We start from the raw sequence: 23,809 nt of genomic DNA on the forward strand, positions 1-23,809 counted from the left end.
TCTGGCAATTACAGCGCAAGGACATTTAATTAACAGCTCAATGGTTGACTCAACTTCGAGCGGCTCAACACGAAAACCTCTAATTTTCACTTGCTCGTCTATACGGCCAATGTATTCAATATTTCCTTGAGTTGTCCATTTTACTCTATCACCACTTAGATAAAGTCTTTCACCTTGTTCAGCAAAAGGATTAGCAATAAACTTGCTTGCTGTTAAATCACTACGATCAAGGTATCCTCTTGCTAATCCAGCACCAGCAATTGCAAGCTCACCAGGCACCCCTAAAGGCGCTAATTGCAAGCAACTATCTAAAACATAAACTTGCCCTCCTGCAACTGGCCCACCTATTACCGGCTTTTCAGCGGCATTGGTTTTAGCAATCATTGCATCCACTGTTGCCTCTGTCGGGCCATATAAATTAAAGCCCACCGTACCAGGCAGGCTCTTTATACGTTGCCAAAGCTCTTGTTTTACCGATTCACCACCAAAACCCAATATTGCAGGTGTGTGAGGTTCAATAAATTGCCCATTGGTATCTGTAAGTCCTGACTGTAACCACGGTAATACTTCATCTAGCATACTGGGAGTTAACTCAATAAAATCCATTTTTTTAAGCATTATCTCTTTGGCAAGAGTGACCGCGTCTTGCATCGTATTTGCATCAAATAAATAGACTTTATGGCCTTCAAACATCCACAGTGTGGGTTGCCATGAGGCATCAAAAGCCAAAGACCAAGCATGGCCAACTTTTAGCTGATTATGTTCTACAAGCGCAGAAGCTTCGCTATAGAGATCGTGTTTATGACTAGCAATAAGGTTAACCAGCGAAGCATGTTTTACAACAACACCTTTTGGCTGCCCTGTTGAGCCTGATGTAAACGTAATACAGGCTGGATGAGATGGGTGCAATGGCCGGCATCTCTCTTCGTTTGTAAGATTAAGATCACTATTTTTTATACTTAATGCTTCATTCTCAATAACTAACAAACTGACTGTTTTAGTTTGTAATTCAGTCGCTTTAGCTGATTCAAATGAATGTGTATCACCGTTATTAATTACTATATTTGGCGCCGCCAATGTAAGTACTCGGTTAATGTAATCCTCTGGATAATTTGGATCTATAGGTACAATAGCGGCACCAGCCTTAAGTGTACCAAGCATCACAACGAACCATTCCAACTGACGAGGCATTATTATGGCAACCCGATCCTCTGGCCCAATCCCTTGCGATACTAGCCACCTTGCGACTCTATTTGCTCTTGCATTGAGCGTTAGAAAACTGAGGTCATGCAGCACGTTTTGTTTTTGCAAAATACTCTTTATCGTTTCACTGCCAACTAACTCAACGGCAGTTCGATTTGGGTATTTACTCACGGTACTCTCAAACCAAGCAACGAGCGTTGTTACTGGGCTTACAAAAGCATCGCGTTGACCCCATTTTATTAACTGATTTTCATCGGGTAATACAGTGGTAATGTTAGCTAGTGCTATATCTGGTTCTTGGACACAATGTTTAAGTAACTGTAGCAACCGTTTTAAATGATTTGGTATGGTTTTTGGTCGATATAATGAAGCACGCCAAGTGGCTTGAAACTGAAGGCAGTTATCTTTTAATAATGCGTCAAAAGAGAGATCTGTTTGCGTTGTACCATTAAAATACTTTTCCCAATGTACATCTAAGCCATCTATTATGGGTGGAGACATCCCATGGCTTAAGAAAGTCACCATAGTGTCTAATAATGGGTTTTGCGATTCCCCTCGTTTTATTTGTAATTTTTCAAGTAATAATTCAAATGGTAAGTCTGCATGTGAAAAAGCAGCACGACATTGTGTCGCACAATCACGGATCAGCTCACGAAAACAAAGTTTATTATCAACCTTAATCCGCAGTGGAATAACATTCCCAAAATTACCTATCAGATCACTCAGCTCAGGTAAATTACGATGCGAAGCCACTGTCCCTATCGTCACTTCTGAGGCCCTAGAAAGCCGAGTCATTAATAAAGCAATCACCGCAATAATGGCTTCAAAAGTTGTAACTTGTTCTTCTCGTGCTAACGTAAGTAGGGTTTGTGTTGTTGCTTGATCAAGATTATCACTGTGCCAGCCACCATTTTCATTTTGCTTCACTCCCCGAGGAAAATCAGTTGGAAAATCAATAGGCTCAGGTAGCGGTGTAAGCTGCTTTTGCCAGAACGCAACCTGCTCTTTGCTTTGTTCGGAATCTTGTTGCCATTTTTCACGATGCCATTGAGCAAAATCTAAATACTGGATGGGTAAAGGAGCCCATTGTTTAGATTCGCCGCTCTTAATTAGCCTATAGTATGTTGATAATTCATTAGAAAAAATACCAAATGACGCCCCGTCCCAAACAATATGTTGCCCTACCATAACTAAAGTGTGATGACTGTCGGTCATTTTTACGAGAGCAAGTCGAAGTGTACTCTTAGTTGCAAGATCGAAAGGTTCTGTACTTGCATGTTGTGCTATTTCTTTAAGACGTACTTCTCGCGTCTGATGATCTAAATCTTGTAAATCATATTCACACCACTGCAAAGGAAACTCATCAAGCACTTTTTGTCGAGCACCAACAATAGGGTCTGCATAATAGGAAGTTCGAAAATACTGTGCCTGTTCACTAATTCAAAACAACTTTGCTGTAAAACACGCGCATCTAAACAACCTTTAAATTGCCACAAGACACAAACATTGTAAGCAGACGAAAGTGGGTCCAGTTGATTAAGTAACCACATCCTTTCTTGCGCATTAGAAAGTACATAACTGGTCTCATTTTTTGCTTTTGAAACTGTAAAGCTTTGATTTAATGTCGATAAAGAGTCCACATTATTATTCGGCATGATTATTTTTCGAGTTGCCGCCAATTTTCTCGCAAGCTTTAGCCTAAGTGCATTATCCATAAAACAGACCCTAAAATATAAACAATAATAATTTGCATTATTATTTACTGTAGTTATTATTGCAACACATTGATTGAAAATTAATCCCGTGTGTATGCAAAATGTATTTTGAAAAGGAGCATAAGATATTATGAAAACTAATTTTTCCAATGAAGGCACAACCCAAAGCGATGAGCAAAATTTAATCTTCGCACGAGCAGCCGCTCTAGCCGACAGTGGTATATTTAAAGAATATTTAATTTACGAAGATAACGGTGAATGTTGGTTTGCAGGGGGTATTGTTCGATCTATAACAGTATTTGCAACTCACATTGAATCTAATACCTCTGCAGGAAAAACTCAGCGCCAAGTTAACAGCGAAAACCTCTGCCAAGTCCTACAGCAAGAATTAAATACTTGGGATGGTGAGTGGCAAGCATGCGGATGGTCTAGTTTTGAATTCGCGTATGCCCTGAAATCACCAGAACTATTAACCGAAGAAGAAAAAGCAGGTCAAGAAGCGTTATTATTTATTTGTGAGCCAAAAATAACGGTATCCCTGGGGAAAAAACCAACACTCATTAAATCTAAATCCAGTGAACTTGAGCAGCAAGTACGCTTAATACTAGAAAATGCAGTTGTACGAGCACACGTTCCTTACAAAAATGTCGAAATACCAGACAATATTAATTATAAAAATGCAGTCAAAAAGTCTGTCGCCAATATTAAAAATGGTTTACTAGAAAAAGTCATACTCTCGCGTAAGGTTCCCCTACATTTTTCGCCCGATTACACTGCGACTTGGCTTCAAGGGCGTTCGATGAACACACCGGCTCGTTCATTTACAATGAATTTAGCTGGTTGGAAAATCACTGGGTTTAGTCCTGAAATTGTACTTTCAGTTGATGAAAACCGTAAAGTTACAACAGAGCCGTTAGCGGGTACTCGACGATTAGAAGGTAATCCAGAAACAGATCAAAAAATATTTGATGAGTTACTAAAAGATCCAAAAGAAACCCACGAACACGCAATATCTGTGAGACTTTCAGTTGACGAAATGAATGAAGTTTGTGAGCCAGAATCTGTACATGTACCACAGTTCATGGTTCAAAAAAAGCGAGGTTCTGTGCAACATTTAGCTTCGAGAGTCTGTGGCACTCTAAAAACAGAATATAACGCTTGGCATGCATTCGAAAGCCTATTCCCTGCTGTTACAGCGTCTGGTATTCAAAAGCTGGCTGCTTTTTCAGAAATACGACGACACGAAGGCAGTAGCAGAGGGCTTTATGCAGGCGCAATTTTAAAACTAGATCACACAGGCGTTATTGACGCAGCATTAGTTTTACGCAGTGTTATGAGTAAAGGCGATCAGCATTGGTTACAGGCTGGAGCCGGAATTGTACTTGATTCAACACCAGAAAGAGAACTCACCGAAACCAGTGAAAAACTAGCAAGCATTTCACCTTGGGTTGTTGAAAAAACAAGCTAAATTAACGTAATTCATTAAATAAGGATACTTAATGAATCCTTATTCAGCTAATACCCACTGCTACACATTTTTATAAACAAAAGTAAATTTATGTAGCAGATAAAAGTTGTTTTAAACGAGGAGTTTAAGCATGGCACAGCCACTAATACCTACATACGATATCATTGGTGTCGGATTTGGCCCATCAAATATAGCTTTGGCGATTGCCTTAGAAGAAATTAAAAGCAATTCTACCACACTAAATGCCTTATTTATTGATAAACAGCCAGAATATCAATGGCATGGTGATACTATTACTAACCAAAGTGGGCTACAAGTCTCATTTTTGAAAGATCTTGTCACATTGAGAAATCCAACCAGCCCTTACTCTTTTTTAAATTATTTACATTCACATAATCGTTTAGTGGACTTCATAAATTTAAGTACTTTCTACCCAAGCAGGTTAGAATTTAATGACTACCTTCGCTGGGTTGCGGGTCATTTTTCTTCTCAATGTCAATACGGCGAAGAGGTTACCTCTATTGAGCCGGTTATGGATAATCAAAAAGTAAAATTACTCAAAGTGACAACAGCAGATACAGGTGGTACAAGTAAGATCCGTTTTACTAAATCACTTGTTATGGGCACTGGCGGAACCCCTTTAATACCGGAAGTTTTTCAACCGCTAAAACAAACCCCGCTTGTATTTCATCATACTCACTACCTATCAAAAATGGCTAAACTTATTCCAGTAAAAACAAAGGATTTACGCATTGCTATAATCGGTGGTGGGCAAAGTGCTGCGGAAGCTTTTATTGATATTGATGATAATTATCCACACGCAAAAGTTGATTTAATTATGCGTGGTAATTCGATGAAGCCAGCAGATTCAAGTCCCTATGTGAATGAAATTTTTAACCCATCATCAACAGACTCTATATTCAGTAAAACGCAGCAAGAAAGAGAAGAGCTATTAAAAGAATATAAATACGCTAATTATTCAGCTGTTGACTCATCGATGATTGAGCAAATATATAATATTTTTTATCAACAAAAAGTTGCCATGATGGAGCAACATACATATTGCCCTAACAGTGAAGTTACTGAAGCATCTGAAAAAAATGGAAAAATAACGCTGTCTATACTTGATAGAAAATCAAATCAGCATGCCACGAATAATTACGATTTAGTAATTTTAGCTACAGGGTATCAACGACCTAAAATGGCACCTATGTTAGAACCTATTAAAGCCTATTTAGGAAACATTGATATTGATCGAAATTATCAAGTTAAAACGGACGAGCGTTTTCTTCCATCGTTATTTTTGCAAGGACGTTCAGAATCATCCCATGGTTTAAGCGACACTTTACTCTCAATACTTTCAGTGAGATCAGCAGAAATAGCACTCTCATTACAGGCAGAGTTGCAAGAACAGGCTCAGCAAGCAGTTGCTTTAGCTTAACCACTTGAAATGCATATTACTCAAATAAGTCATTATCTAAGTAATGTGCATTCATCGCAATCGGGTTTATTTTCAATCATTATTGCCTTATAACAGATGTGATACTGTTTAATAACAAGGAATAAAAATGAAGTTTATTGCCCCTTTTGCGCTTTTGGCAACAGTCAGTTTTTCAGGTTTTACGAGTCAAACAGAGCAAACGCTACAACTTGAAAACGTATTCGACCTTGAATATGCGAATCAGATAGATATAACCGAAGACGGTAAAACCGTTTACTTTGTGCGTAATCGTATGGATATAAAAACAGATCGCAAAGTGGGTAATATTTGGTCTGTTGATTACAAAACCAAACAAATGCAACCATTAACCTCTGGCGTGCATATGGATTATTCGCCAGTACTCTCTCCTGATGGTCAACGCCTTGCGTTTATATCAACACGTGATGGCAGCAGCCAAATATATATAAAATGGCTTAAAACAGGTGCTATGGCAAAAATCAGTAACTTAACGAGTAGCCCTCGTGCAATTACATGGAGCCCTGATTCTAGCCAATTAATATTTAGCATGTTTGTACCAAGTGCAACTTCAGCCCCCGTAAACCTGCCCGGTAAACCAAAAGGGGCAACGTGGGCAGAACCCGCTAAATTTATTGATGATGTTTATTACCGTTCAGATGGTGGCGGTTACACACAAAAAGGTTTTAGCCAATTATTTTCCATAGATGCTAACGGTGGTAATGCCAAGCGACTCACTCATGATGAGTTTGATAACGCCGGCGATGTAAGCTTTAGTAACGATGGTAAATCACTTTATTTTTCTGCAAACCGACATAAAAACAACCGGCTAAAATTCACAAATAATGAAATTTATAAACTTGATTTGGCCTCGCAAACTATAACCGAAATTACTAACCGAGATGGCCCTGATGAACAACCTAAAGTATCGCCCGATGGCCGTTACTTAGCGTACACAGGTTATGACGATAAACGCACTAATTACGAAAATGCTCAACTTTATATTCGTGATTTAAAAACAGGTAACACAACTAGTTTAACGCCAAATTTTGATCGTAGCGTTGGGCAAATAAAATGGAGTGCAAATTCAAAAGGTGTGTACTTTAGTTACGCTGATAAAGGTCAAACGGCCCTTGCCTATCAACCACGCAGTGGCAAGCGTAAAATAATAACAACCCAAATTGGCAGCGTTGCCTTTGGTCGCCCTTATTCTGGTGGCGACTTTGATGTAAGTGAAACTGGAGAGGTAGCCTTTACCCTTGCTGACACCCAGCGCCCTTCAGATATAGCAACAATTAAACGTGGTAATGCGCAGCGCTTAACAACCCTTAATAAAGATGCACTAGGCAATAAGCAACTTGCCAAGGTTGAAGAAATATGGATTAAATCGAGCCACGATGAACTCCCGATTCAGGGATGGATTGCCTACCCGCCAGAATTTGATAGCAGCAAAAAATACCCGCTAATACTAGAAATTCACGGCGGCCCTGTCGCTAATTATGGCCCGCACTTTAGCGCTGAAATTCAACTGTTTGCAGCCAAAGGTAATGTCGTTTTATACATGAACCCACGTGGTAGTGATTCCTATGGTAAAGAGTTTGCACAAACTATTCATCATAATTACCCAAGTAACGATTTTGATGACTTAATGACAGGTGTTGATGCGCTAATAGCGAAAGGCTTTATTGACGAGTCTAAATTGTTTGTAACCGGTGGCTCTGGTGGCGGTGTGCTAACAGCTTGGATTGTAGGTCATACCGATCGCTTTGCTGCGGCTGTAGTTGCCAAACCGGTTATTAATTGGATCAGTTTTGTATTAACAGCAGATTTTTACCCGTTTTTTGCTGATTATTGGTTCCCAGGTAAACCATGGGATCACATTGAGCACTACATGAAACGCTCGCCTATTAGCTATGTTGGAAACGTTAAAACTCCTACTATGTTGCTCACTGGTGAATCTGACTACCGTACACCAATTTCAGAAACTGAGCAGTTTTATCAGGCATTAAAATTACAAGGTGTTGATACTGCAATGGTGCGAATTCCTAATGCTTCACATGGCATTACAGCTCGGCCATCAAACTTAATGACCAAGGTAGCTTATATTCAATGGTGGTTTGATAAACACACTAAATAATAAATTTATAGCTTAAATAAAAGCCACTTCAAATAAGTGGCTTTTATATTTACCACTATAGTATTCAAACTGTAAACCCCCTTTACACTTCTGTGACAGTTAAATATCGGACTTAGCTAAAACTTCAGTTAGTAAAATTTCGGTTTATAACATTTTTTGTAACTTGAGTTGGTAAAAAATCGGTTTGAGTCACTGTTTATAGCCTTTCAGTTAGTAAAATTTTGTTTTATAGCACAAAGAAGTTAGTAAAAAATCGGTTTATAAATTCGTTTAGTTTGCCTATTAAAGCAAAAATCAGTCACTTACCCGCCTTTTAAAGTTGCCGTAAACGCTTTTTACAGCAAAATCACCCCAAATATGCCGTTTTATGAAAGGTTAGTTAAACTCTGATCTGTAAATTGAGACAGGTAGTTAAATAGTGATCCAAAATGATTTAGTTAGTTAAAATCTGCTCTAAATAAAAATTAAAGCAATAAAAAAGGGCCTATTGGCCCTTGAGTAACACTATCTAGTTAGGAATTAAAACTGGTTCATGGTGTTGTCTTCACCACCGGCTTTTAGCGCATTATCACCAGAGAAGTATTCTTTGTGCGTATCGCCCATGTTAGACCCTGCTAAATCTTGGTGCTTAACCGATGCTTGCTCACGGCGAATTTCTTGGCGTTGTACGTCACGTACATAAGCCAGCATACCCATATCGCCAAAGTAACCTTCTGATAAAATATCAGTGCTTAGCGCAGCTGTATGGTATGTCGGCAAGGTTATTAAGTGATGGAAAATACCGGCTTCACGTGCGCCATCGCGCTGGAAGTTTTGCACTAGTAAATCGGCTGCTTGCGCAAGCTCTGTTGCATCCATTTCTGGTGCCATAAGGCCTTTATTATCACCAAGACTTGGGTAAGCACTAAGGTCACGGCCTGCCTCTTCCCACTCTTGATACACTTGCTCACGAAACTTAAGCGTCCAGTTAAACGAAGGCGAGTTGTTGTATACCAGTTTTGCATTTGGCACGTGTTCTTTTACACGATTTACCAGTTCTGCAATTTGTTTAACATGTGGTTTTTCTGTTTCAATCCACAGTAAATCAGCGCCCGACTGCAAGCTAGTAATACAATCTAGTACTACACGATCTTTTTCCGTGCCTTCACGGAATTGGAATAAACCGTTATCTAGACGAGTTGGTTTACATAACTGGCCATTAATTTTCATTGCCGTGTCGCCTTCATTTAAGTCATCAACACCGTTAATTGGCGTGGTTTCTAAAAATGCATTGTATTGGCTTGCTAAGTCACCTGGCGTTTGCGAAACAGGTACCTTTTGCGTAAGGCTGGCACCCAATGAATCTGTACGTGCCACAATAATACCGTTATCAATACCTAGCTCTAAAAAGGCGTAACGTACTGCGTTAATTTTTGCTAAAAAGTCTTCGTGTGGAACGGTCACTTTACCCGCTTGGTGACCACATTGTTTAGCGTCAGATACTTGGTTTTCTATTTGAATGGCACACGCACCGGCTTCAATCATTTTTTTAGCCAGTAAGTAAGTTGCTTCTTCGTTACCAAAACCTGCGTCAATATCAGCAATAATTGGCACAACATGGGTTTCAAAGTTGTCTATTTTATCAATAACAGCTTGAACATCGCCTCCGTTCGCTTTTGCTTCATCTAGGTCGTTAAACAAGTGATCGAGTTCACGTGCATCTGCTTGCTTTAAAAATGTGTAAATTTCTTCAATTAATGCAGGTACCGATGTTTTTTCGTGCATGCTTTGATCTGGCAGCGGACCAAATGCAGAGCGAAGCGCTGCAACCATCCAGCCACTTAAGTATACATAGCTGCGTTTAGTTGTTTTTTGATGGCGCTTAATAGCCATCATCATTTGTTGTGCTGTAAAACCATGCCAACAGCCTAAAGATTGTGTGTACTGGCTTGTATCTGCGTCATATGCTGCCATATCTTCACGCATTACGTCTGCTGTGTATTGTGCAATTTCAATCCCAGTACGGAAACGGTTTTGCAAGCGCATGCGGCTTGCATATTCAGGGTTGATTGCGTGCCATGCGCTACCTTGAGATTGGCAAAGAGTTGAGAGTGTGTCTGTTTCGCGTTGATATGTTGTCATAATAAAATCCTTCGAACGGGTGTGTAAATAATTTTAGTGTTATGAGAGTGGCTACGTTACTCATGCTCCGTAGCGCTTAAATCAACATTAGGCTCATTTTTTAGATTTAGTAAATTTATAGTTGTTATTACGGCTATATATTTTATGAATGGCTAAAAAGCACTCAACATTGCTTTTTTGCGTTATTGTTGCCTTAACGCACAAGCGCACAACAACATCGCGACCGTTTAAGGAGGGCAATTATGTCCCACACTCTCACACACTCAGGACTCAGCGTAGACACACAACTCGCTGATTTTGTTAAAAGCCAATTACTCCCTGGCACTCACTTAAGTGAGCTGCAATTTTGGCAAAGCTTTGCACATATCGTTCAAACGCTTACTCCTATAAATAAGGCACTGCTTGAAAAGCGAGAGCTGCTTCAACAGCAAATAGATGACTATCATCTAGCTAATAAAACGTGGAATAGCGCCAAGTACCATGCCTTTTTACAAGATATTGGCTACTTGGTAAAAGAGCCTGCCAACTTTACAATTGAAACCCAAAATGTAGAGCCTGAAGTGGCCCTTACAGCAGGCCCTCAATTGGTTGTGCCTGTAAGTAACGCACGCTTTGTACTTAATGCCGCTAACGCGCGTTGGGGCTCGTTATACGACGCTTTATACGGTACTGATGTACTAAGCGAAGATGACGGGGCTGAAAAAGGTAATACCTACAACCCTGTTCGTGGCTTTAAGGTAATGGCCTACGCTCGCCAGTTTTTAGATAAAGCATTGCCGTTGACTAATGGCTCGCATATAGAAAGCACGAATTACTCAGTAGTAGATGGCGCACTTTTAATTACCTTGCGTGATAGCTCTCAAACCACATTAGCTGACCCGTCTCAGCTTATTGGCTATCAAGGAGAAGCGCAAAATCCAACTGTAGTGTTATTAAAAAACAATGGCTTACATATAGAGCTGCATATCGATCACCACCACATTATTGGCCAAGCTGATAAAGCAGGCTTAAAAGATGTAGTGCTAGAGGCCGCGCTTACCACCATTATGGATTGTGAAGATTCAGTAGCTGCGGTAGATGCAGAAGATAAAGTACAAGTTTATAAAAATTGGCTTGGGTTGATGCAAGGTAACTTAGTTGAATCGTTTAAAAAAGGCGATAAAACTGTAGAGCGCACTCTGCAAAGTGATAAAACATACACCGCACTTGATGGTGGCACAGTTACTTTAAAAGGCCGTAGCATGATGTTTGTAAGAAACGTTGGCCATTTAATGACGAACCCTGCTATTACCGATGTGTACAATCAACCGGTATTTGAAGGCATTATGGATGCGATGTTTACTGCTACTGCTGCCCTGCACGACCTAAATAAAAAAACAGGTATAAAAAATTCAAGCGCGCAAAGTATTAATATAGTTAAACCAAAAATGCATGGCCCTGAAGAGGTAGCATTTACTAACACTTTATTTAGTTTAGTAGAGGAAGCGCTAAGCTTACCTAAAAACACGCTTAAAATGGGTATTATGGATGAAGAACGCCGCACTTCTGTAAACCTAAAAGCCTGTATTTGTGCAGCTAAAGAGCGTGTTGTATTTATAAATACTGGATTTTTAGACCGTACCGGCGATGAAATTCATACCTCTATGCAAGCGGGCGTTGTACTTCCAAAAGCACAGATTAAACAGCAACCATGGATACAAGCTTACGAGGATCGCAATGTCGATATTGGCCTTGCTTGTGGCTTGAGTCATAAAGCACAAATAGGTAAAGGCATGTGGCCAATGCCAGATAAAATGGCATTAATGATGGAGCAAAAACTAGCGCATCCTAAATCAGGCGCTAATACAGCATGGGTGCCCTCCCCTACAGCTGCTACCCTGCATGCAATGCATTATCACGATATAAACGTATTTAATGAGCAACAAAGCATAGCTAAACGTACTATTGCTAGCCTTAATAACCTACTTACACCGCCGCTAATGACAGACCCTAAAACGCTTTCAAAAGAAGATATTCAAAGTGAGCTAGAAAACAACGCACAAGGTATTTTAGGTTACGTTGTACGTTGGATTGATCAAGGCGTAGGCTGTTCAAAAGTACCTGACATTAACCATATTGGGCTAATGGAAGACAGAGCCACACTGCGTATTTCAAGCCAGCATATGGCTAATTGGTTGCTAAATGGCGTGTGCTCACAGGCGCAAATAAAATCAACCATGGCTAAAATGGCCAAAGTGGTTGATGGTCAAAACGAGCATGACACTGCCTATACACCCATGGCAACAGACGAAGAAACCCTTAATAACAGCATTGCGTTTCAAGCCGCTACTGCATTAGTTTTAGAAGGCGTAACACAGCCTAGTGGTTACACTGAACCATTACTGCATAGCTACCGTATTAAATACAAAGCACAACATTGTTAATCACTCCAAATTTTTAACACGTGCTTGAATTGTTTTTTGAGTCAAACCAGCCTTCGGGCTGGTTTTTTATAGCCTAGAATTAAAATAGCAGCGCTTTTATGGCATTTTAAAAATATATATATTCAAATAAGCATAATACACATGAATATCTAACATTTATTCAAACGTAAAAAAGCGTGTTTTGCATACACAAAACACGCTTTTTAAAGCTTTTAACCGTTTACGTTTAATTTTTTACAATGGCATTGTGATAAATATTTTGTACATCGTCACAATCTTCAAGCATATTTATAAACTTATCGAAGTTAGCGATAACTTCTTCGTCTTCAATTTCAATATTAACTTGAGGAATAAACGTAATTTCGTCTACTTCAAAATTAATACCTTCAAATGCATCTTCGAGGGCTGTTTTAGCTTTAAAGTATTCTGTTGGCGGTGCAAATACCGATATTTTACCGTCCTCGGCTTCAACGTCGGTTACATCAACATCAGCCATCATTAATGCTTCTAATACGACCTCATCGTCATCGCCTGCAAAGCCAAGTACCGCATAATGATCAAACATATGCGCTACGCAGCCAGGAGTACCAATTTTTGAGTCTGTTTTAGTAAATGGCAAACGTACATCTTTGATAGTACGGTTCGGATTATCGGTCAAACAGTCAACAATAACCATGCAATTACCAGGGCCATAGCCTTCGTAACGGGCAACTGAATAGTCTTCCCCTGCTCCACCGGCTGCTTTCTCAATTGCTTTTTCAATAACGTGTGCGGGAACTTGGTCTTTTTTAGCTTTTTCGATTAGGCGGCGTAATGTTTGATTTACTTCGGGATCGGGTTCACCACTTTTTGCTGCAACGTAAATCTCTTTACCATACCTTGAGTTTATTTTCGTTTTAGCATTAGCCGTTTTGATCATAGAACTTTGACGAACTACAAATGCTCTGCCCATTTTGTGCCTCTAATGAATACGTTACGTTTTGCAGTATTTTACCAATTCAAAACGTATTGGGCTAGTTTTGTAATTTAAATAGTGTACTACTTACTACTAATTAAATTAAGTAACACGCTATTTAACATAACTCTAATTTTCTGAGTAACTATCAATTAATCCAACTAGCTCATAAAAGTCATGTAAAACGTAGTCAGCTTGATCTGCATAACCAGGAGTTACATCAGGAGCATATAAACAAGCACGCATATCTGCGTTGTGTGCAGCTTGTATGTCATATAAGTAATCACCAACGTAGAGCAAATTAGCAGAACTAATATCCCAAAGCGTAGCAATTGCATTTAATGCACTTGGATCTGGTTTTGCGGGTGCGTCACTTCGCGTTAAAACCGTACTGATAGGTAATGGATTATTCTGAAGTTTTATTGATGCTGCTTTATCAAAGTTTCGAGTAACTATAGCCATTGGAATTTTTTTAGCTTTTAACTGTGCAATAGCTTCGCTAACACCTGGTAATAACGTGGCATGTTGAGCATCGAGTAACTCATGCTGATGCACAATATTCATAGCTTCTTCACGCATGTAAGGTGATGGGAGTTGCGCTATAAAATCGAGTAAGTCCTGCTCACAAGGACAGCCTATTTGTGCTTTTATAAGCGAAAAATCTAATTCAGACGATACCAATGTGCCATCTAAATCAAAAATAACACCATGAATAGCCTCTACCTGAGTCGTCATATCATTCCTTGGGTGTAATAATAATTTACTAAACGTATTTTAAACATAAAATGCTCTACTACTTATGCCCAAATTATGGGGAAATAACATCAACTACATTTAAATTAATAATGCGTAAACACATCAATCAACTGATAATAAAGAAAAAATAAAAACTTAGTAATTACCTTTAGATTGCGCGAAACAAGGTAAATATACAATACAAATTGATTGATTTTACGGTACTTTACATAGTACAGATCAATTATGAATGTATCTTAAACAAAAGAAGAGAATACGCGCACATTAATTACAGTGCGCGTAGATTGGGAAAGGTTTATTCAAATAATAATTAATTTTGCTCGAAGCGGGTTTCAAGCCACGTATCATCTTGGGCAAAGTTTAAGGTTTTAATCCTACCTTTCCCCTCAACATTAACCATATTCACCTGAGTTGGCCATAAATCACGCAGTGCACCATTACTCATTTTAATCCCTTCAATCCCTTTTGGTATAGGTGCTTCTTGGTAAACCCAAAAAAACTTTCCATCAACTTGTGCACCTACAAAGCTAAGCGGTATAGATTCACCACTTAGCGTTTGTAGCGCAACGTGCGATTCAACATACTTAGCAAAACGTTGTTGATCGGTTTTATTACTAATAATATCGATTTTGCCTTCAAATAATGTTCCTACGGCATGTTCGGTATCGTGTAAGTAAAAGCGATGCATTAACTCAACATTATGCGTTCGTTTGTTAAAAAGCACCGTTGTAACTGACGATTTTAGTTGATGCGCTATACTTGGCGCAGCAACTAAAAGGCAAACAATAATAAGCAAAAAGCGCATTATTGCGGCTCCTCACCGTCATCCTTTTCGTCTTTTTTCTCATCACTTTTAAGCTCAGTTTTAATATCTTGCATGATATCGCGACTCACTTTAGCTTTACTCTTTTCCTTTTTAAACACTTCAATACGTGAAGGAATAATACGGCGAGGGTAATTGTTGTTTTCAACATCTACATCAGCTGTTTCCCAACCTGGATCGACAGTCACTGATACAAGCGGCTTGTTTTTATCGGTAACAATCAGCTTTTGAACGTTTTTATAATTACGACGCCAAATTTCAGCAGGAATATAGCGATCTTCTTTAGTGCCATCTTCATATGTTAGCTCAAGTAATATAGGCATTACCAAACCACCTAGGTTTGAAAATTCCATTACGTAATAGTTTTTATCTTCTTCTAAAGCGCGTTCAAGCGTTTTACGCTCCCAGGGCTCTAAGCCTTTTAAAAACTTGTTGTACGAGTTGCGTTCTTTATTGGTTACAGTAAAGCGGTCGTTTTCGTCATAAAAATCGGTAACATCAGGGTTTTGCTCAACCCATGTTTTTTTACCTTCTGCGTGGTTACGCTCAACAAATAATGACGTAGGCTTGTCTGCTTCAATATCGCGTAAACGGCTGTAATCAATATCAGGGTTTTTAGTATCTAAGCGCAATTGATACACTTTATCTACAGAGATATCTACATGGTCTGTGGTGTAAAACCAGCCACGCCAAAACCAATCTAAATCAACACCCGATGCTTCTTCCATTGTACGGAAAAAATCTGCTGGGGTAGGGCGCTTGTATTTCCAGCGCTGAGCATACTCTTTAAAAGCAAAGTCGAATAAGTCACGGCCTAAAATAACTTCACGTAAAATATTAAGTGCTGCAGCAGGTTTAGTATAAGCATTAGGACCTAAACGTAGTACGCTGTCTGACTGAGTCATAATTGGCACTTGGTTTTGTGACTTCATGTAGCTCACTATATCGCGAGGCTCAACGCCCCAAGGAATAGTAGGATCCCATTCACGACCGGCAACGCCATCTAAAAAGCTATTTAAGCCTTCATCCATCCACGTCCATTGGCGTTCATCTGAGTTAACAATCATTGGAAAATAAATATGACCCACTTCATGAATAACTACGCCAAGTAAAAAACGTTTTTCAGCTTGAGAATAAGTACGTGTACCATCATCTTGTAGCTTAGTGCGCGGACCATTAAAGGTAATCATTGGGTATTCCATACCGCCAACAGGGCCATTAACAGATTGAGCTGTTGGGTACGGGTAATCAAAAGAATACTTAGAGTACACTTCCATTGTGTGTACTACCGCTTCAGTTGAGTACTTCTCCCATAAGTCACCACCTTCTTTAGGGAAGAACGACATTGCCATAACTAAAGGCTGAACGTCACCACCTTGCTGATAACCTTTTGCATCCCACATAAACTTACGAGACGACGCCCAAGCAAAGTCACGAACATTCTGTGCTTTAAAGTGCCACGTTTTAGTTTTGTCTGTGCCTTCTTTTTCGTTTTCTAGCGCTTCTTCTGCGTTAACAATAAATACAGGACGCTTAGATGTTTCAGCTTGCTTTAAACGTTTGCGCTGCGTACTTGTTAGTACTTTGCTCGCGTTATCAAGCTTACCTGTTGCCGATACAATGTGATCCGCAGGAACGGTAATCTCAACATCGTAATCACCAAACTCAAGTGTAAATTCACCAGAACCTAAAAATGGCTTGTTTGTCCATGCTTCGTAATCGGTATAAGCCGCTAAACGAGGGAACCACTGAGCAATTAAGAATATGTCGTTGCCATCTTCTTCAAAATGCTCATAACCAGAGCGCGCACCCACAGCATCTTCTTCAACAATATTGAAGGCAAAGTTCATACTAAATTCGACTTCTTTACCTGGTTTTAATGGCTCATTTAAATCAATACGCATTAAGGTATCAACTACAGTTACGCGCAGTTCTTTGCCATCGTCATCTTTTACGCCACTAATTGTATAACCCAGTTCGTTGTCGCTCATAAATTGCTGACGACGTAGCTCACCTAAACTTAATTTAGCAGGCTTTTGTGCTGGTAGGCTTTTTAACGTACTTTTAAACGTTTTAGTTGTTTCGGCAATAGAGTCACTTTTAAAAATATTTTGATCTAGCTGTAACCATAAATATTTAAGCGTATGTGGTGAGTTATTTTTGTATTCAATATTTTGGCTACCCGTAATACGGTGCTTTTTTTCATCTAGCTTTACATCAATATCGTAGTTAACACGTTGCTGCCAGTATTTTTCACCTGGTTCACCTGCAGCACTACGATATACATTGGGTGTAGGAAGCGCTTCGTCTAATTGACGAAACTTATCAACATAAGAACCTTTTGTTTGCTCAACTGAGGACGCCATAACAACACTCGACATTGCCAGTGGCAATACAAAAGCGCTCAGCGTAAGACCTATTTTTTTCATTGTTAGTCCTGATAAATTTTAGTAAGGGTACTTTGACAAAATAACAGCTTAGCTTCAATAAATTAGCGATAAAGTGTCGCTTTTATAAGGTGATATTCACCAAAAATTTACAGCACTTTTATATAAGTGCAACCATAACCAATATAAGCAAGATTAAAACTGTAAAGGGGTTTACAAAACACCAACACCGCGCCAAACAAAATAGGGACAAGCACTTGAATCTATGAGGTTCAGACCCAATTCATCGCTAATAGCTAAAGTGAAAACGTCTAACTTGAAAGTGGAGATTGCTATGAAGTTTTATATTATAAAAAAAGAGCAGCAACTCGAAGCAATTCCTGCACAGAAGTTAATCCTTGAAAGTTACCAAGCTTATAATACCAATTTTATTAAAACATGATCACTCTAGGGTCTGTTTATCTTTCGAGGTTGAATTTGCAGCAGACTGTTTGGTGTTTAGGCAAGGCAGAGCCTGTGTAGTGTGGTTATTCCACATAAATAGGCGATAACGCAGCATAAATGCCAAACATGCGCTGCCCTTTGGGTTCTTTCTAGGGGCAATTTACTCTTTGTTGCTCGGTTTTTACTTAGCCCACTAGGTTACAAACCTCGCGCCGCGATTAAATCCCCCTAGATTGAACAAATTTTAATCCTGAAAGGTCAACAGGCCCTAACGTATTAAATAACTCACTAACTACGTTAAAAATCATTCATATAGAACAACTATGTATCATAATTTCAGCCTTGTTATTGAGCTATTTTCTTATCGCTATAATAGATCACTAATTTAATGCAATTGGTATAACTACAAATTTGTAAATGTGATATGTGCATGCGATAAACAAGATGCGCTAAAAAGGTTCCCATCCATACAAAAAAGTAATAAGAAACACATTATTATTGGCGTAAATATTGCTGCAATCTCAATAATATTGGCTATTTATACGATAAATTAAAAATAGTTAATATTTTTATTGATCTTTAATGCTGTTTGTATTTAAAATCGCCCACCCTTTTATTTGAGGCAAATAAATTCGTCACATTTATCCTCAAATAAATATAGATTAGTAGCAATAAATGCGGTGGACTCATGGATTTTTATATCCTAAAAAAACAACAAGAACTAATTGCTATCCCGGCAAATGAGAACAACTGTAAACAGTATCTCGATTCTGGTTATTTTTACATTGATAAAGTAGCAGCATGTAACGAAGTTAATGCTTTAAAAGTGCTACAAACTAAGCAAACTAAAACACTAAAGTACCCACTAATTATGGCATTGCTAGCATTACCGATTATTTTTGTAGGCTGGTATAGTTTAACCTAACCTTAAAATGGTCCTTAGGCTTGCATCTTTAATTACCTTGGGTATATTGGCGCTCTTACTGGTTTTTTAAGAGCGCGACATGAAAGTCCTCCACACCTCAGATTGGCACCTTGGCCAACAATTTTATGAACACGACCGCCGTGTTGAACACCAAGCCTTTTTTACATGGTTATTAGCCACTCTTGTTGAACAACAAATAGACTTACTTTTAGTTGCTGGCGATATTTATCATACCGCGACTCCAAGCGCTAGCGCCGAAAATCAGCTTTACCAATTTATTAAAGACGCCAAAAAGGCATGCCCACAATTACACGTAGTAATTATTGCGGGTAACCACGACTCTGCAAATCGTATTTTGGCAGCTCAGCCATTACTAGCACAGTTTGATACTCACGTAGTAGGGCGCTTTGATGTCGCAACACCCGATGAAACTGTTATTCCCATAAATACTAATGGTAAACGCGCTGTAATCGTCGCTATGCCATTTTTACGTGCAAGCGATGTAAGTTTGCTTAGCCAAACTGAAAGCGGCTCTAGTTATGCTCAAGGCGTTTCAAAAGCTTACGAGCTTGCACTAGAACAAGCTACTAATATAAACGAGCAAAACTCACCATTAATAGTTATGGGGCATTTACACGCAAAAGGCGGGGATATCTCAAGTGATTCTGAGCGTAACTTAGTAATAGGTGGTGAAGAGTCTATTTCTGCTAATGTATTTGGTAAACAAGCCAACTACGTCGCTCTTGGGCACTTACACAAAGCGCAACAAGTCGCTAAAAGTGATGTTATTCGATACAGCGGCACACCTATCCCTATGTCGTTTTCAGAACGTAACTACACGCACCAAGTAAATGTTGTTGAGTTTATTATTGATGAAAAACAACATATTAGTACAACTGTAAACCCCTTTACATTCCGCGCTCTGCCGATGTGATTATTTTACCAAAAAGGAGTGTGTACCATTAAGCGAACTATGCGAGCAAATTAAAGCGCTCGACACCGCACAAAATATAATAGCGCCTTATTTACGTGTAAAGCTTAAATCAAGCGATACCGACACCACCTTCAGAGAACAAATAGAACAAGCACTTGAAGGCAAGCATATTAAATTTTGTGGTATTGAACGTGTACGTGAGCAATCAGCGCAAAATGACGACAACACCGTATTTGAAGATTTAAGCGAAGTTGAAATGCTCAACCCACTAAATTTATTAGAGCAAGCATTCGCAAACGATAAAGACATGGCAGGGCAAAGCGTACCCGATGAGCTAAAAGCACTTTTAAGTGACGTGATAAACGAGCTAACGGAGCAAGAACAACTATGAAAATAACCGCAGTTCGTATTCATAATTTAGCCTCAATAGTTGACGCTGAAATAGATTTTACTAAAGCCCCATTAAAAGACGCTGGTCTATTTGCCATCACAGGCGATACTGGCGCTGGTAAAAGTACCTTTTTAGATGCCATTTGTTTAGCCCTTTATACAAAAACAGCGAGGCTGCGCGGTGATAAAGGTAACTTAATTGAGTTTAACGGCGACAGCATTAAACTCAATGATGCGCGAAACTTGCTACGCAGAGGTACATGGGAAGGCTACGCCGAGGTCGACTTTTTAGGACAAGATAAACAGCTTTATCGTGCACGCTATACAATTTCACGAACCCATAAAAAAGTAACAGGTAAACTTAAAGTAGCAGAGCACACATTAGTTACCCTGCCAGACGAAACTTTAATAGCTGACAAAAGCCACACAATAAAAGAAGTTGAGAGCAAAATAGGGCTTAACTTTGAGCAGTTCTCCCGTGCCGTACTTTTAGCACAACATGAGTTTGCTGCATTTTTAAAAGCCACTGGCGATGAGCGAGCGCAGCTTTTAGAGTGTTTAACAGGCACCGATAAATTTAGCCGTATTGGCGTGCGTATTTTTGAGCGCCATAAAGAGCAAGTAGCAAAGCTTGAAGCGCTTAAAGCAGGCCTTCAAAGCTATACTTTGTTAACGCGCGATGAACTTGGGCAACAACAAACCAAGTTAACCGATTTAAAAGTGCAAACAGAACACACTAAAAAAGAGCTATCCAAAACCGAAAAAGCACTTAACTGGTATCAGCAAGCTACAGTGCTTGAGCAAAACTTACTGCAAGCACAGCAAACCCAGCAACAAGCAAGCTCAGCGCTTGAAAGTATCGTTGAGCAAAGCGAGCAGGCAAAACAAGCTAAACAAGCGCTTGAAATAAAAGATAACCGCAGCCGTTTTAATTTGTTAACCGATCAAAATACGGCGTTGGTTCAGCAAATAACATCACTTAAAAGTGTTGATCATTTAGCGGTAATTAACGAGCGTAATACCGCGCTTGCTAAGCATACCGAGCTACTTAATAACGCCAATGAGCAAAAACAAAATGCAGCGCCTATTATAGCTAAAGCGAGAGAGCTCGACAGCAGCATTGCTTTGCAAACTCAAGCTGTAAAAGGCACAGAGTCGCAAATAACCAAAGAGCAATCTCAATTAGATGAGTTCACACAGCAGCTTAAACAAAGCAATAACGAACTTGAACTTGCTAATACCGACTCAACTAAAGGCCAGCAATGGCTTAATGAGCATGCACAGCTGCATGTTTTAGCAAAAGACTGGATCTACTATCAGCAAAGCTTCAATACCTACTTAAATGCACAGCAGCAATTAACCGCAAACGCTGCGCAAAGCCAAACTCTTAATAGCGAGCTTGCAGGTCAGAACGATCTTTTAAATGCGCAAAATAATAAAGTGCAGCAGTGCGAGGTGGCACTTAGTGGTGAGCAATCAACTTTACAGGCATTAAATACTCAGCTTAATGAATTTAATGCAGAGCACTGCGACGCGCAGTTAAAAAGTATTGATTACTTAAAAGAGCAGCGCGAGCGTTACGGGCAATTTAACGCAGAACTAAAACAAAGCACTCAACGCCAACACGTACTTAATCAGCAGTTAAATGAAAGCCAGCAAGCCCATACTTTACTTAATCAGCATTTAATAACCAGCGAGCAAGCGCTTAAAGGTAGCGAGTACGCACTTAACCAAGCGCGCTTAAGAGCCAGCGAAAACGTAGAACATTTACGCACTGAGCTTCGCCCTAATGAGCCTTGTTTAGTGTGCGGTGCAACTGAGCACCCGTATGCGGTAAATCAAAATCAGCAATTAAATAACTTAATTACTGATTTTGAAAATGCTTTTAATATAGCTAAAAAGCAATTTGACCATGCACAAAGCGAGCTGCATAAGCATCAAACTCAACATGCCGTATTAACTGCTGAACACGGACAACTTGAGCAAATAATACAAACAGCAAAAGCCAAACAGCTCGACATTAAAAATACCATGCAAGGCGCACGCACAGAGCTTAACGACTTAACGCCTGAACAGCTTGAAGTAACTTATAAGCAATTAACGCAGCAAAAAGCGCAATACTTTGAGCAACAAAAACGTCAACGTACACTGCAAACTAAAGTAAATGAGCTACAAGCAGCACTTAAAGCAGAGCAGCAAGTACAGCAGCAACTGAGTAATAAACACCTTGAGCTTACACATCAGCAAAACCAAATAACGAGTAAGCATAGCGAACTAAGTGCGCAAATTAACGAGCTGGGTGCAACGCTCAATAGCCAATTTGAAAACAGTGATTTTTGGCAACAACTTCAAGCCAATACACTTGAACTTAGCGAGCTGCACGAGCAGGTTACGCAGTACCAGCACACTCAAACGCAACTTGAGCAAAGCCAAAAATGCCAACACACAGCTAATGAGCAAATAAAGCAGCTTACCCCGCTTGTAAGCAAAAGCGAGCAATCGTTAAAAGTACTTAATGAAGAGTTTGTAAAAGCTAAAGCGCTATTAAACGCGGTACAAAGTGAGCGCTCAGCTTTATTTAATAATGAGCAAATAAGCGCAGACGACTACCAAGCAAAACTCACAAGTGAGCAAGAGCAAAAACAATCGCAGGTTCAAGCGAGCCAAAAAGCCTATGACGACGCTATAAAACAACGAGATGAGCACGCTATAACGCTTAAAAATGTTGAGCAACGCTTACTTGAAAACAGCCAAGAACTAGCAACACTTGAGGCACGTTATAACCAGTGGTTTACTGACTTTAAAGCGCAATATAGCAATGCAACGCACGAACAGGTCAAAATTTTACTAACGCTAAGTAGCGATACTATTAAAGCGCATTTAAATCAGCACGAGCAGTTAACTCAAGCGTTAACAGATGCAAACGCCGCATTAAAACAGCAGCAACTTACGCTTGAAAAACACAACAGTAGCGATAAACCAACGCAAAGTGCAGAGGCTTTAAGTACGCAATTAAGCAGCTTACACGAGCAACAAATGCAGCTGCAAAATTCATTACTAGCAACTAATACCGCTATTGAGCAACACAACCAAAACGCAAAGGCGCTTGAAGGTAAGCAAGTTGAGTTAACTACGCTTAAAACACAGGTAGAGCAGTGGCACTTGCTTAATAAAGTATTGGGCGATGCAACGGGTAAAACCATGCGTAACTTAGCGCAAACACAAACGTTAAAAATATTACTGCACTATGCCAACAGCCATTTAAAAACACTCAACAAACGTTACGAATTAACCGCCATAGCGCAAACGCTTGATATTGCGATTATTGACCGCGACATGGCCGATGAGCAACGCTCTGTTAATACGCTCTCGGGCGGTGAGTCATTTTTAGTATCGCTAGCGCTTGCACTTGGTTTAGCATCGCTTTCATCTAACAAAGTACAAATCAATTCTTTGTTTATTGACGAAGGGTTTGGTACGTTAGACAGCGAAACCCTAAGCATTGCAATGGACGCTTTGGATTCTTTGCAAGCACAAGGCAGAAAAGTAGGCGTTATATCGCACGTAACACAAATGAGCGAGCGTGTAGCCACTCAAGTGCATGTAGCCAAAAAGCCAGGTGGATATTCCACAGTTGAAGTTTTATAAGCAACATTACTGAAAACAAGGAGA

The 23,809-nt window shown here is 39.6% G+C and carries 11 protein-coding genes and 2 pseudogenes; 7 read left to right on the forward strand and 6 right to left on the reverse strand.

The window, feature by feature from the left end; translation table 11 throughout:
- Positions 1-96: 96 nt before the first annotated feature.
- Positions 97-2,918 (reverse strand): annotated as a pseudogene (locus P4S71_RS23060) (non-ribosomal peptide synthetase); the annotation flags it as partial.
- A 130-nt stretch (positions 2,919-3,048) separates the two neighbouring features.
- Between P4S71_RS23060 and P4S71_RS03435 the strand changes: the two are divergent.
- The 3 genes from P4S71_RS03435 to P4S71_RS03445 all read left to right on the forward strand — a co-directional run bounded on the left by P4S71_RS03435 (position 3,049) and on the right by P4S71_RS03445 (position 7,979).
- Entirely contained in the window at positions 3,049-4,386 is a 1,338-nt protein-coding gene (locus P4S71_RS03435; protein ID WP_008139325.1) for a salicylate synthase, read from the forward strand.
- A 130-nt stretch (positions 4,387-4,516) separates the two neighbouring features.
- Positions 4,517-5,827, forward strand: a complete 1,311-nt coding sequence (locus P4S71_RS03440) for a lysine N(6)-hydroxylase/L-ornithine N(5)-oxygenase family protein (protein WP_337150088.1) — start codon at positions 4,517-4,519, stop codon at positions 5,825-5,827.
- 127 nt (positions 5,828-5,954) lie between these two features.
- Positions 5,955-7,979 (forward strand): S9 family peptidase, encoded by a 2,025-nt coding sequence (locus P4S71_RS03445; RefSeq protein ID WP_337150089.1) that lies wholly within the window; start codon positions 5,955-5,957, stop codon positions 7,977-7,979.
- Between the two features lie 519 nt (positions 7,980-8,498).
- On the opposite strand, the gene P4S71_RS03450 is transcribed toward P4S71_RS03445, so the two are convergent.
- On the reverse strand, positions 8,499-10,100 hold the full coding sequence (locus P4S71_RS03450) for an isocitrate lyase (protein ID WP_007376673.1): 1,602 nt from the start codon (positions 10,098-10,100) through the stop codon (positions 8,499-8,501).
- 242 nt (positions 10,101-10,342) lie between these two features.
- Here P4S71_RS03450 and P4S71_RS03455 point away from each other — a divergent pair, with 242 nt between their 5' ends.
- Positions 10,343-12,523, forward strand: coding sequence for a malate synthase G (locus tag P4S71_RS03455; protein ID WP_337150090.1), 2,181 nt, complete (start codon positions 10,343-10,345; stop codon positions 12,521-12,523).
- A gap of 226 nt (positions 12,524-12,749) precedes the next feature.
- Here the strand turns inward: P4S71_RS03455 and P4S71_RS03460 are convergent, their stop codons facing one another.
- The 4 genes from P4S71_RS03460 to P4S71_RS03475 form a co-directional block, all read right to left on the reverse strand.
- A complete protein-coding gene (locus P4S71_RS03460) occupies positions 12,750-13,475 on the reverse strand; it encodes a YebC/PmpR family DNA-binding transcriptional regulator (RefSeq protein WP_007376676.1) in 726 nt (241 codons plus the stop codon).
- Positions 13,476-13,607: 132 nt separating this feature from the next.
- Positions 13,608-14,213 (reverse strand): HAD family hydrolase, encoded by a 606-nt coding sequence (locus P4S71_RS03465; RefSeq protein WP_337150091.1) that lies wholly within the window; start codon positions 14,211-14,213, stop codon positions 13,608-13,610.
- Between the two features lie 331 nt (positions 14,214-14,544).
- Positions 14,545-15,039, reverse strand: coding sequence for a DUF6702 family protein (locus tag P4S71_RS03470; RefSeq protein ID WP_337150092.1), 495 nt, complete (start codon positions 15,037-15,039; stop codon positions 14,545-14,547).
- Positions 15,039-17,486 carry a M1 family metallopeptidase gene (locus tag P4S71_RS03475; protein WP_337150093.1) on the reverse strand — a complete coding sequence of 816 codons (2,448 nt, stop codon included), beginning with the start codon at positions 17,484-17,486 and terminating at the stop codon, positions 15,039-15,041. Before P4S71_RS03475 ends, P4S71_RS03470 begins: the two co-directional genes overlap by 1 nt.
- A 1,090-nt stretch (positions 17,487-18,576) precedes the next feature.
- Between P4S71_RS03475 and P4S71_RS03480 the strand changes: the two genes are divergently transcribed.
- From P4S71_RS03480 to P4S71_RS03490, 3 genes and pseudogenes are all read left to right on the forward strand, one after another.
- A complete protein-coding gene (locus P4S71_RS03480) occupies positions 18,577-18,813 on the forward strand; it encodes a hypothetical protein (RefSeq protein WP_007376681.1) in 237 nt (78 codons plus the stop codon).
- 79 nt (positions 18,814-18,892) lie between these two features.
- Positions 18,893-20,138, forward strand: a pseudogene (locus P4S71_RS03485) (exonuclease SbcCD subunit D C-terminal domain-containing protein).
- Positions 20,135-23,785: an AAA family ATPase gene (locus P4S71_RS03490; protein WP_337150094.1), complete on the forward strand. Its 3,651-nt coding sequence runs from the start codon at positions 20,135-20,137 to the stop codon at positions 23,783-23,785. The pseudogene P4S71_RS03485 and the gene P4S71_RS03490 overlap by 4 nt, the downstream one beginning before the upstream one ends.
- Positions 23,786-23,809 lie beyond the last annotated feature (24 nt).

Source organism: Pseudoalteromonas sp. B62 (assembly GCF_037162565.1).
Classification (GTDB): domain Bacteria; phylum Pseudomonadota; class Gammaproteobacteria; order Enterobacterales; family Alteromonadaceae; genus Pseudoalteromonas; species Pseudoalteromonas fuliginea.